The 12,317-nt window shown below is 64.1% G+C and carries 9 protein-coding genes; 7 read left to right on the forward strand and 2 right to left on the reverse strand.

Annotated features, from left to right (window positions below; all coding sequences use genetic code 11):
• The first annotated feature begins 1 nt into the window (after position 1).
• From ACIG5A_RS10655 to ACIG5A_RS10675, 5 genes are read left to right on the forward strand one after another with little or no spacing between them, the layout of a single operon-like run.
• On the forward strand, positions 2-994 hold the full coding sequence (locus ACIG5A_RS10655; protein ID WP_397239923.1) for a hypothetical protein: 993 nt from the start codon (positions 2-4) through the stop codon (positions 992-994).
• 36 nt (positions 995-1,030) lie between these two features.
• Complete coding sequence (locus ACIG5A_RS10660; protein WP_397239924.1) at positions 1,031-2,260, forward strand: methionine adenosyltransferase; 1,230 nt, start codon at positions 1,031-1,033, stop codon at positions 2,258-2,260.
• The gene (locus ACIG5A_RS10665; protein ID WP_397239925.1) at positions 2,257-3,255 is read left to right on the forward strand and encodes a hypothetical protein; all 999 of its coding nucleotides are present in this window, start codon (positions 2,257-2,259) and stop codon (positions 3,253-3,255) included. Before ACIG5A_RS10660 ends, ACIG5A_RS10665 begins: the two co-directional genes overlap by 4 nt.
• Positions 3,252-3,773, forward strand: coding sequence for a hypothetical protein (locus tag ACIG5A_RS10670; protein WP_397239926.1), 522 nt, complete (start codon positions 3,252-3,254; stop codon positions 3,771-3,773). The genes ACIG5A_RS10665 and ACIG5A_RS10670 overlap by 4 nt, the downstream gene beginning before the upstream one ends.
• Before the next feature lie 35 nt (positions 3,774-3,808).
• Positions 3,809-5,089, forward strand: a complete 1,281-nt coding sequence (locus ACIG5A_RS10675) for a DegT/DnrJ/EryC1/StrS family aminotransferase (protein ID WP_397239927.1) — start codon at positions 3,809-3,811, stop codon at positions 5,087-5,089.
• A gap of 98 nt (positions 5,090-5,187) precedes the next feature.
• On the opposite strand, the gene ACIG5A_RS10680 is transcribed toward ACIG5A_RS10675, so the two are convergent.
• A complete protein-coding gene (locus ACIG5A_RS10680; protein WP_397239928.1) occupies positions 5,188-7,161 on the reverse strand; it encodes a carbamoyltransferase C-terminal domain-containing protein in 1,974 nt (657 codons plus the stop codon).
• On the reverse strand, positions 7,158-8,207 hold the full coding sequence (locus tag ACIG5A_RS10685) for a phytanoyl-CoA dioxygenase family protein (protein WP_397239929.1): 1,050 nt from the start codon (positions 8,205-8,207) through the stop codon (positions 7,158-7,160). Before ACIG5A_RS10685 ends, ACIG5A_RS10680 begins: the two co-directional genes overlap by 4 nt.
• Before the next feature lie 522 nt (positions 8,208-8,729).
• On the opposite strand from ACIG5A_RS10685, the gene ACIG5A_RS10690 reads away from it, so the two are divergent.
• Both ACIG5A_RS10690 and ACIG5A_RS10695 read left to right on the forward strand, forming a co-directional pair.
• Positions 8,730-10,013 (forward strand): hypothetical protein, encoded by a 1,284-nt coding sequence (locus tag ACIG5A_RS10690; RefSeq protein ID WP_397239930.1) that lies wholly within the window; start codon positions 8,730-8,732, stop codon positions 10,011-10,013.
• Positions 10,010-12,274 (forward strand): peptidase domain-containing ABC transporter, encoded by a 2,265-nt coding sequence (locus tag ACIG5A_RS10695; RefSeq protein ID WP_397239931.1) that lies wholly within the window; start codon positions 10,010-10,012, stop codon positions 12,272-12,274. Before ACIG5A_RS10690 ends, ACIG5A_RS10695 begins: the two co-directional genes overlap by 4 nt.
• Positions 12,275-12,317 lie beyond the last annotated feature (43 nt).

Genomic DNA, 12,317 nt, shown 5'->3' on the forward strand with positions numbered 1-12,317 from the left:
GATGCCCGATACGAAGGTCACGCTGGACTTTTCGGTTGCCCGCCACCGTGTCGCCCTGACGGCGCCACCGGAGCTGATCGATGACGTCGTGGTCCGGGTAGCCCCGTACCTCACCGCCGGGGCATCGACCGGCACCGCACAGTGGACCGTGCAGTTCGGCGCGGATCCCCGCTTCGACTGCAGTAACAAGCAACAGGTCGTGCTCAGATCCACCACGGAGCCCGAAGCCGTGCTGTGGGTGGATCACCGGATACGTCGGATCGTCGTCGCCCCGTCGACCCCGCCGGGCTTCGCCGCTCACCTTGCCGCTCGTTACCTGCGGATCGTGCTGCGGCTGTGCCTGGCGGCGAGTTCGAACGAAATCTTCCCGCACGCCGGTATGGTGGCACGGCCGCAGCGGGCCGGGGTCGTCGTGCTCGGCCCGAAACGCGCGGGCAAGACCTCGACACTGCTGTCGGCGATGATCTCGGGCGCCGTATTCGTCGGCAACGACGATGTGAGTATCGCCCGTACCGGGTCCGGGTGGATCGGGCGTGGCTGGCCACGGGCGATCTCAGTGCGGCGGGACACCTTCGACGCCTTGGGTATTCGGCCGGAGAACGTCGTCCCGACGGCTTCCGGTCATCCCGGCGACGGCTCCGGCATCGGTTCGGTGATGCTACTGCCGAGTGCGCTGGCCGGAGCGTTGCGCGCGCCCGCGGTTCAGGCGTCGGCTCCGGTGACCGCACTGGTATTTCCGCAATTCGCCGAGGAGTCTCCGCCAAAGCTGCGCCCATTGGCGCGCGCGGAGACCGCTCGGCGCCTGTTGGGTGAACTGCTGCCTCAGCCGGTCAAACAAGCCGACTTCTTGCTACCCCATTTCAGCGCGGCGTCGCGGACCTCGACGACCAGGCTGTGCAACCGACTGGCGGCCGAGGTGCCCGCATTCGAGCTCAGGCAAAACTTCCGGGACCTCCGATCGGGCGCCGCGCGACTGACCACTCTGCTCGACTGACCCCCTGTTCGCTACCACAAAACCTAGGAGCCTGCCATGGCCACGACCATCGAGCGCCACATCGCCGTCTATGCCGACAACGACACGGGAATAGAGGACCTTCCCTATGAGCTCGTCGAACGTAAGGGCGTCGGCCACCCGGACACCATGTGCGACGCGATCGCTGAGCGCGCCTCCCAGCTGTACTCGAGGTACTGCCTGGACAACTTCGGCCGGATCGCGCACCACTGGTTCGACAAGGTGATGATCTTCGGCGGCGAAGCGGATCTCGACTACGGCCGCGGAGAGCTGACGAATCCCTACACCGTGCTGTTCGCTGGCAAGGGCGCCTACCGCGTCGGTGAGCATCAGATCCCGCTGGTGCCGATCCTCACGCAGGCCGCGACCGAGGTGCTGACCGCGGTCAGCACCGGCTTCGATGCCGATCGTCACCTGACCGTCGACTGCCGGATCGTCGACCATCAGGGAGCCGGCCGTGGCAATTCGCGTTACCAGCCCCAGACGCTGGACGACCTCGTCGAGATCGGTGACACCACACTGGTATCCAACGACACCAACCTGCTGCACTCGTACGCCCCGTTCAGTCGCCTCGAGCAGGCCGTGCTGGATATCGAACAGCTGATCAACGGTCCCGCGTTCAAGCAGCGCAACCCCGATACCGGCTGGGACGTGAAGGTATTCGGCAGCCGCAATGTCGAGTCGTTCAGCTTTGTCGTGAACATGCCGTTCCTGGCCAACGGAATTCGCTCGTTCGAGCACTACCTGGAACGCAAGCAGGCCTGCCACGCGGAAATCCTCGCTCTGCTGACCGAGCAGCTCGGCAGCGAGCCCACCCTGCTGGTCAACCCGACCGACCGCAACGGCCGTCCATACCTGACCGCGCTCGGCTCGGTTGCCGACACCGGCGACGTCGGTGCGGTCGGTCGTGGTAACCGCATCACCGGCCTGATCACCCCGATGCGGTCGATGAGCATCGAGGCGCCCGCCGGAAAGAACCCCTTGGATCACACCGGCAAGTTGTACGGCGTCTTGGCCCGCCAGCTCGCGGTGCGGTTGCACGAGTTGCTCGGCAAGCCGGTGGAGACCCACCTCTTCACCTCCAAGGAGGCCCCGCTGGACAATCCCGACGAGGTGGTTGTGCGGGTGCGCGGACTCTCGGACGACCCGGCGGAGACCGAAACCATCCGCAATGAGGTCGAAGCGGCGCTTGGTGCCACCGTCGATCTGACTCGGCGGATCATCGTCACCGGGGTGACGATGTGGTGACGACGACCGCCCTCGCGGACGACATCACCGATGTGGTCCAGCGCGGTGATGGCTGGGTCCGTGGTTATCGGGTTCCCACATCGGGCGATGGCGGACAGTTCCTGATCGTGCTCAAGCCGGAGTTCACCGCCGCGATCCGTCGCGGCACGGCCCCACTGCATCGGACGTTCGAACTGCTGGCTGACTCCGATGTGACGATCGGTGGGGTCCGCGTCGCCAGTACCGAAAAGCTCGCGGCCTTGCGGTTCATCGAAGGGCACTACCCGGTGCTGAATCGGGTGTCCAGGCTGGGTCTCAGCGCAGTGCCGAGAAATGTCCTGCACCGACTCGCCCATGATTACCCGGACATCGTCACGGCGAGCAAATCGAATAGCCGACAGATCCTCGGCGGGCATCAACTGCTCGAAGTCCGGCCGGATCTGACACCGCTTGCGCTGGATACCCTGGCCCGCAACCTACCTATCACCAAGATCGCATCCGGCGTTTATGCGTCCCGGATCGTGCTCGACGAACAGCCGTTGCTGGTTCTCAACGCGTTCCATCCCTGCCAGCTGGAGCACTTCCATCGTCCCGGTGGGAGCCTGGTGTTCCTGACCTGTCACACGAGTAGGCGCACCGACGAACTGCGGCGTGAGGTGATCGGTGCGACCGACCCGGCACAGGCCTGCCCCGGATCCGTCAAGCACCTGCTCTATGCCCTGCGACCGTGGCAGGTGTGCACCCGATTGAACGGGATCCACATTTCGCCGGGCCCGATCGAGGCGATGTTCACCATCCAGCGATACTTCGCCGAGGACTGGGCCGCGATGCCGCTCACCGACACCCAGCTCGGCCGGGAACTGCGGGCCGCGGGCATCGACCTCGAACAGGTCCAGCGGCTGTCGGACAACCCCATGATCGAGCAGGATGGTTTGCTGTTCGATCTCGGCGAGGACCGCACCACTGCTGAGAGCATCGAGCTGCTGCGCCGCATCGTGGGCGACCGACGATCATGACCGGCGGACCGCGACGGATCTGGCTGGTCGGCGCCGCCGGCTCGGGCAAGACGACGCTCGGCCGCGCCTTATCGGCCGAACTCGGCCTGCCGCATCACGAACTGGACGCGCTCTTCTGGCAGCCCGGCTGGCGGCGTGCCGCGGCCGGGCAGTTCCGTGCGTCGGTGGCTGCGATCACCGAGACCGACTCGTGGATCATCGACGGCCAGTACGAGTCCGCGCACCCGACACTCGTGGCCGCCGCGGACACCGTGATCTGGCTGGACGTATCGCTGGTCACCTCCATGCCGCGCATCGTCCGCCGTTCGCTGGGCAGGCTCGTGCGCGGCACGCCGCTGTGGAACGGCAACAGTGAATGCCTTGCCAGCGCGTGGGACCTGCTGACCTGGGCGATCGTCAGCCACCGCGCCACGCGGGCGGTGAACCGGCGGCTGATGGCGGATCTCTCGGCGCTCGGTGTGCGGACCGTCCACGCCACCTCGATCGGGGCGGTGCGCGCTCTCTTACCTATCGACTGACCGAATCACCCATTCGCAGAAGGGGAAAACTCCACGTGGCGACCATCTCGACCGACCTGGCAATACTGGGCGGCACACCGGTAGTCGACAGGATTCCAGCTCTCGGCCCACCTCCAGTCGGCGACCGCGAGCTCGCCCTGATTGCCGACATGGTGCGGCGCGGGGAAACCGCATACGTGGGGCGCGAGGGGCAGGTGGGCCTGCTCGAGCGGGAGTTCGAGCGCTACACCGGATCGACGTACGCCCTGGCGGTCAATTCCGGCACCTCCGCGCTGTACTCCGCCTTCTTCGGGATCGGCTTGACGCCCGGCGACGAGGTGCTGGCGCCCACGTACACGTTTCTGGCGACGGTGATGCCCGTATTCACCGTCAACGCGGTTCCCGTGCTCGTCGACGTCGACGCGTCGACCGGAAACGTCGACCCAGCCGACCTGGAGCGGCATATCACATCACGGACCCGTGCCATCGTCGTCACCCATCTCAACGGCGTTCCCGTCGATATGGGCAGGGTCATGGCGATTGCGCGGCGGCACGACCTCGCCGTGGTCGAAGACTGCTCGCAAGCTCACGGCGCCGTGTGCTCCGGTACAAATGTGGGTCGGTTCGGCGACGTCGGTGCGTTCAGCCTGCAGGCGAAGAAGACCGTTACCGCGGGCACCGGAGGCATCCTCGTCACCGACACGCAACGAGTCTACGAGCGCGCCGTCATGCTGGGGCATTTTCTGGCGCGCGCCGAGGAGGACGTCCGCAGCGAAGAATACGCGCGGTTCGCGACCACCGGTTTCGGCCATAACCTTCGAATGCATCCGTTGGGCGCCGTCTTGGCCCGTGCCTCACTGAGCGGGCTGGACGAGGTACTCGCGGTGCGACAGCGCAACTATGAGCGTATGGATCGACTGCTGACCGGCATTCCCGGCATTCGCCCGCCGGTTCGGCACGATTACATGGATCGACTGTCGTATTACAGCTATCAACCGCTCTATGTACCCGAGGAGCTGGACGGCCTGCCGATCGAGACCTATGTCGAAGCTGTTGTCGCCGAGGGCGTGCCACTGTCGAGGGTACGGTCCGGGGCGATGCACCAGCAATCGGTCTTTCGAGATCCGGCCTGGCACACCCAGACCTTCGGCTCTTCCGCTGCTCGGTACAGACAGTACCGTGGGGACGAATTCCCAGGCGCTGCTTCGTATCTCGCGCACGCTTTGCGGCTCCCCGTCTATTCCGTCGACATCCGTCCCGATCTCGACCGCTGGGCCGAAGCCCTTGCCAAAGTGGCCGCCAACCTGGAAAAGCTGCACCGCGCCGGAACAGTCTGATCGGCGCATTCGGGAGGTGCGGCGCGGATATGTCCGCGCCGCACCAGATTTCAGTTGGCCAGAGGGTACGGTGGCCGATCGATCTGCCGCTTCGGCGGCTATGAGCTGTCGTTCGCAGGGTGGTTTCCGCACACTGCCAGCACCTGTCGCCACCGCGACAGGAAGCGCTCGGCCCTGGTGTGGTAGTCGCTGTCCTGCTGTGCCAGTCGACGGGCGACGGCGCGAAGCCTGGTCAGGCCGGCCGGGCTGTCCATGAATCGGGACATACTGGGCCAGAAATACAGGAGGAACATGACGTCGGCATCAACCGACGGATCGAAGACCGCCGCCGGACGCTCCTGATCCACATAGAACGCATTCAACGGTCGAACCTCGGGATCGTCTACATCGTCATCTCGGCGCAGCGTGTCGAGCAGGAACCGCTGCCGTCCAATGTAAGCCACCTCTATGCCCTTTCGCACGCAGAAGTTCACAGCGTCCGAGGCGTCGTTGGCGATCGGCTCGCCTCGATCATTCAGCGAGGTATTGCAGACGATCGGCACACCCGTCGCCTGATGAAACGCCTTCATTGCGTGCGTTAGAAACGGATCGTCCCGGGTCGACAGCGTCTGAATACGCGCACTGCCGTCCAGATGGGAAATGGCGGGCACAATATCTCGGTACTCCGGCGCCACTTGAAAAGTTTCCAACATGAACGGCGAAGGTCGGCCGCCGACGAACCAGTCCCCGACGAAATCTTCCAGCACGATCGGCGCCACCGGCCGCCACCACTGCCGCTGTTTCACCTCGTTGAGGATCCGCTTCGTGTGCAACGTCCGCGGGTCGCCCAGCAGGCTTCGATGCCCCAGCGCCCGAGGTCCCACCTCGGCGGCGCCGTCTACCCACGCGATCGGGCCCCGTTCCAGATCCTGCACAAAGGTCTGCTCGTCAAAATCTTGGATATCCAATATTCGCGCACCCCAGCGGGATCTCGCCTCCGGAACCCGGAGTCGGTATTCCCCCGCATACGGTAACGCTGTCACTACCTCGCGTGTATGCAGATCGCCGCGCGCATAGAATCCCATCAAGCCGATCCCCAGCGCCTGGCCGGAGTCATTGGCACACGGCGGTGTCAACAGGCCACGGAATCCGTAAGTCGACAACAGGTGCGAATTAGTCGGACAGTTCAATGCATATCCGCCGGAAATCGACAGATATGCTTGGTCCGGTGCCACCTCACCCGCCCTCAGCAGCATATCTACACTGCGCTCGGCAATGGTGATCGAAACCGCTTGAATAATCTTCGATACCGCGCTGGCGACCAGCTCCTCCCGCGAGAAGGCCCGCTCGCCTCGACCACTGCCTGACGTAATTGCCCGCTCCGCGGCATCCCTCATCGCCTGTACCAGTTCATGGCAGCGCCCGATCAAGGCGGATCCGCCCCAGTAACGCTGCGTCACAAGGGGCGCGGGGTCGTACTCGACGGCGACCGAAGTGGCGTGCGCGAGCGCCATCAGCGTTCCCGGCTCCCTGTCGAAGATCCGCTCGGCCGCCGACCACAGCTGTCCCGGGGATTCCACCGGGGTGATGAGGACCGAGCCCTGCCGAGAGATCGCACCCGCGTACCAGTAGTCGTTGCTGACTCCGGTTTCCAGTACGAAGTCCGGGCCTGCGTCCAACGCGAGCGCGATGATCGTGGATTCGCGGAACTTCGCGGAATCCATGCACAACCCGGAAAACAGATGGGCGAGGCTGTGTGTGGGCAGGCCCATGTGGTCGAACTCCGGAAGTACCTCGGCCGTCTCCAGCCCCGGCGTGCCCCACACGTCCGACACATCGGCTCGAGTCAGACCTTCCTGCGCGAGCAGCCGATCAATCAGATCCGCCGGTGAACGCCGGTCATACAGGGGAATCACGTGATGCTTCAGGCCTGACAGACGCTCGATCTCCCAGTATCGGACAAGCGTGACCGCCTGGTCGTCGATACGCCAGAGCGCCACGTTCTGATCGTGACGGCGCGAACTGAAGGCCATCGGCCCGGCGGGGCTCAGGTAGCTGGAGACCACATAGGTCTCCGTGTCGTGGTTGGTCATCCGTCCTCAGCTTCCCTGCGTGGTCCGGGGCGGGTACCGGAGTCGTGCGGGCGCCCGTCAGCGATGTGCCCGCTGATTTCCCGGCTGGACCGGAGCCTGCGCTGGATCTGGGACCGGGAGAGCGGATGCGCTTCGTCCCACTCGATGGTGTTGGCCATCAACTCGCGAAGAGCCGGGTGCACGCTGTGCAGATAGTCGGGGTCTCGGGTGAACCGCCACGACGGACGGGGGCCCGAAGGCTCGTCGTACGCCTGCAGGTTGATGTCCAACGCCCGGCGGGGTGTATCGGTGGTGCACGACCCGCGGTGGACCGTGTGGTGATTGCGGTACAGGACGTCACCCGGCCCGCAGTGCACGACTACCTCGCCGGGGAGTGGCCCGATGCCCTTCACTGCGATCTGCCGGCGCTCCGGTTCGGACAGCGGGCGCCGGTGAGATCCGGGGATGACCCGGAAGGCATGCTGCTCTGTGAGGCTCACGTCGAGCTGGACGTGGTTGGAGCCACCGGTGCTGTCGAAGTGTTCGTTCTCGCCGTTGTCCCGGTGCCAGTTCAGCTCGTAGTTCACCAACTGTGGCTCCCAGAGCGCGTGCGCGTTCCAGAAACGCAGTCGCTCACCCAGGAACAGGTGCACAAATCGCATCAGGGCGGGGTTGGCGAACATCGCGGCGAGGTCGTCTTCATACAGGCCCGGATCGAAGACGTGGTTGACCCCCCACGTGTCGACGCGCGTTTCGTCCCGTGCGGTGTAGCGACTCTCGTACGAACCGGGGGAGCTGCGCACCTTGTCCCTCACACGGTCGGCCGCGGCGGTCATTCGCCCTACCTCGTCCTGGGTGAAGACATTCCGGACAACGGTGTAGCCGTTCTCCCTGAACTCCTCGATGTGCTGGTCCATATGCATCGTCCTTCGATTGCTCACCTGATCGAAACTCTGGCGTCCCGGCGAGCGGCGCCGCTCCTGCGGCGCGCGCGGGGTATCGGGGCATCGAGTGCCACTGAGGAATTGGTCGGGGGCATCCGGGCGGAAGTCGAAGTCCCATGTCATGCGGTCGTTCCCTTTGATTCCACATATTTCCTCTCTGCCGATGAACGTCACCGGGCGATCTGTGCCGGGGACAACAGTGGGCAGACTTCATGCTCGCATAATGCGCTTCCGGCAAAGCGTCGCGACTTTTCGTGACAGCACAGCACGGCGGCAGCGGTTAATATGGGATCACACCTTGTCGACTATCGACTCGTTCACCGGGGTGCCTTGTTCCCTGCCATTTCTATTGGAGGCTCGCCGCTCGCGGCGCGGACCCCTATGTCAGTCCTGATTGCTTCGTCCGGCATCAGGCTGCTGAATTCTCGAAGATTTCGCTGACGGGTCTCGGCTCGGCCGCCCGTCGGACGGTTGTTTCCATCGATTGTAGGAAGGAGGTGAAGAACGTGAAGATCGAATTTGTGAAGGTCGACATCGAGACCATCGATGAGTTGGAGCTCGACGACATCGTCGGCGGTCGACTCGGCTGTGGCTAATACCGGCTGATTCTGTCCAATAAACGGAATCGCCAAGTTGTGGGGCGCGGTGGAAATCGCGCCCCACAACTATCCAATCTCCTTGTCGGACTATTGCGAACTCGGGGCGAACATGAAGTTTCCGGTATTGGCCGGTCAGGTGGATTTGCTCCTGGAGCAGCAGCAGGGCTCGACAGGGGGTAGTAATCATCTCGGATTTACGATGAGTTTTCCGAATGGAGTGCGCCCGGAGCACATCGCGGCGGGTATACAAACCGTTCTGCGTGGGTTTTCGGCGCTGCGCTCGGTATTCTCGGGGTCCGTCGCGAGCGGGTATGTGCAGGAGGTCGAGCCGTTCGAGGACCATGTCGCCGCAGTCGAATTTTCCGATGTTTCGGATGCCGACCCGGCCCGGCAGGCGAATTACGTCAGGGGGCTCCTTCATCGAGATGCCGCCCAGTGGGACTGGTCCCGTCACGGGGTGTACCGATTCGTGGTCGTGAAAACTTCGCCGACCAGGTTCCACCTGGTCATTTCCCTGCAGCAGATCGCGGTCGACCACGCTTCGATCGGTCTCGTGTTGGACGCGCTCCGCGCGGCCGTGCTGGCCGCCGCGGCAGGGGAAGATCCAGTGCCGCCGGGCGACCGATATGAATCGGCGATAACCGACGCTCAGCCGAGCCCGGCGGCCGCCGGCGCTGCGCGTCGACATTGGGAGCGTGAATTCGAGCTAGCGGGCGCGACATTCGAGGAGTGCATCGATGTTCCGGTGGCCAGATTGCGCACACACAGCGCGATCATCGCTGGGGCGGCGTATCTCGAGCTCACGCGCAATGCGGCGGCCGGGCCGTGGGGGCCGTCGGCGCTGTTTTTCCAGCGGCTCGCTGCCACCTGGTGCGAATATCAGCCCAGGTTCACACTCATCGATGTCGTCTTCACAATGCGTTCGGAGCGCCTGGCACAGCAGGTCGGTATGTTCTCGACCGTCCGGCCGATAATAATCGACCGCGACCGCCCGCGATGGCAAGCCGGGATAGTGGGGAAGCTCATTCGGGCGTCGGCGCATCAGTGGGTGGACAGCATTGCGCTACGTGATCTGGAGTCGCAGCGCGCGATTTGTGAACGCCCTTTTCCGATCTTCAATTATCTCGATGTCTCCGAGGCGGCAGGGCGTCTCGAACGGGCCGATGGTGTGTCGATCGTCAAATTCGTGGCGCCGATGTCCTCGCAGCGGCCGATATCCCTCAAGATTCGCAATACCGGCGAGTCATTCACCATCGATCTTCATGCGAACTCGGCGGTGTTCCCCCCTGCGGCGTCGGAAAGAATTCTCCAAGGATTGGTGGGACGATGACCGAGCATCCGATCTCGGATTCGATCGAACGGCTGGTTGGTCGGCCGCGGTTTCGCAAGTCGGCGCGTATCAGAAGCGACGGCATCTTCGGCGCGGTATCCTTTCGTGCCGGTAATGATCCGAATCGAATACCGCGCGGTGTCCGGATGGGCCGCCGCATCGATGTACCCTTCTATCCGCAGCACACCATGGCGGACTGTGGGCCTGCCTGCCTGCGGATGGTTCTGGCGACCAGGGGTATCCACGTCTCGGCGCAAGAGCTGCGCGAGCAGTCGAGCAGCGGCCGCAACGGCGTGTCCGCGGCGATGTTGCTGCAGGTCGCACGTCGATACGGGCTCGATGGCCGTGGTGTTCGCGCCGATCTGTCCGGGCTGTCCCATCTGACGCCCGGATCGATTCTGTACTGGCGGTTCAACCACTTTGTCGTTCTAGTGAAGGCCACCCGCTCGCATCTGCTGATCGTCGATCCGGCCGTGGGCCGCCGGGCGATCACGTGGGCCGAGGCCGACTCCGACTTCACCGGCGTTGCACTGGAATTCAACAGTCGGGCCGTCCGCAACCGCGCCGAGACGGGACCGGCCGAGGGGGACGCGATGGTTGCGCTGGCGGCGTCGCTGCTCCCCCGGACGGTGCGTTGGCTGGGCGCGCTCGCCACCTCCGCTCTCCTGCTCGGCTACGCCCTGGCGTTCCCGTTCGTGCTCGGTCGGATGGTTTCCGCGGGCCCGGATGCATTGTGGGACGGGATGCCGGCCTATGTCGACTGGGCGGCTCTACTGGCCTGCGCGATTGCTTCCTTCGGTCTGCTGCAGGTTGCTCGGTCGAGATTGATAGTTTCGGTGCAATGCTTGCTCGAGGAACGCGCGGCGCAGCTTTTGATGGGGCATCTCAGCCGACTGCCACTGGAATTCTTCCAGGCGCGGCACACGGGTGATCTCGCGCACCGTGTGCGCTCCACCGGGCGCCTCAAACAGGTCGTCTCGGTGACTACCGTCGGCGCCGTCTTCGATGTGGTGGCCGTCATTGGATATCTGCTTGTCATCGCCTTCGAAGAATTTTGGACGTCGATGGCAATACTGCTTTCCATCGTGATATTTGCGCTCGTCACGGTGTTGTCCTGGCGGCGGCAGCGGCATCTTTCCGCAGATGCTCTCGAGGCGCGCACCAAGTCGGCCAACGAGATTCACGAAATTCTGACAAACATAACCACCGTCAAGGCATTGGGCGCCGAAGGAATTGCCCATACTCGCTGGTTGAATTCTTTCGCCGACGAACTCACCGCCGGCACCAGGCAGCAACGGCATGCGGGCCTGATTTCGTCCGCGGTGGCGACCCTGCAGTTCGCGGCTCCGCTGCTGGTCTTGCTGGTCGGTCTGGGCAATGCTGGGCAGAGCGGCGCCGCTCTGTCGTCCGTGGTGGCGCTGGGGGCGCTCAGTTCCGGGTTGTTCGCCTCGCTGTCGAACTTGTCGCAGGCATCGGCGGCACTGGTGGAACTCACCCCGGACCTGTATCGGATGAACGATATTCTGACGGCCCGATCCGAGGTGCGCGGTACGTTGAGCGTCGACAAGTCGGAGCGGCCACCGGCCATCCGGCTGGAAGATGTGTCCTACATTTACCCGGGTGCACCGACGGCCTCGGTGCACCCGGTGACCGCCGAGGTCCAACCGGGGGAGACGCTGGCGATCATCGGCCGGTCGGGATCCGGCAAGTCCACCCTCGGTATGCTGGTCGCCGGGCTGATCGCCCCGACATCCGGCCGAATATTGATCAACGGGACAGCTCTTTCCGATCTTGATCCGGTGGAGTTCCGCCAGCAAATCGGATACGTCGATCAGGGGAGTTCACTGATGGCGGGCACGATTCTGGACAATATCAAGTTCTGCCGACCGGAGGCATCAATCGACGAGGTGCGGGCCGCGGCGCGGGCCGCGGAAATAGACGATTTCATCATGTCCCTTCCGATGAAATATGAAACCTTGCTCGGTGTCGGCGGATCCGGCCTGTCCGGTGGGCAGCGGCAACGCGTCGTTCTGGCCCGCGCGCTGGTCAAGAAGCCCATCATCCTCGTTTTGGATGAAGTGACGAGCGCCGTCGATCCGGCGACCGAAGCCGAGATCCTGGACAATATTCGAGATCTGGGTGTCTCCACGATTGTGCTCGGTCACGGTGCGGCGCAATCCGCAGGCGCTTCGGGAATACTCCGCATGACGAGCGGGGTGGGAGAATTTCTGACCGATGCGCTGCCGGGTTCGGCGAGCTGAAAGCGGCACGTCCGAGGGACCGGGGCCGGGGGTATGATCCGAC

Source organism: Nocardia sp. NPDC052566 (assembly GCF_044547285.1).
Taxonomy (GTDB): domain Bacteria; phylum Actinomycetota; class Actinomycetes; order Mycobacteriales; family Mycobacteriaceae; genus Nocardia.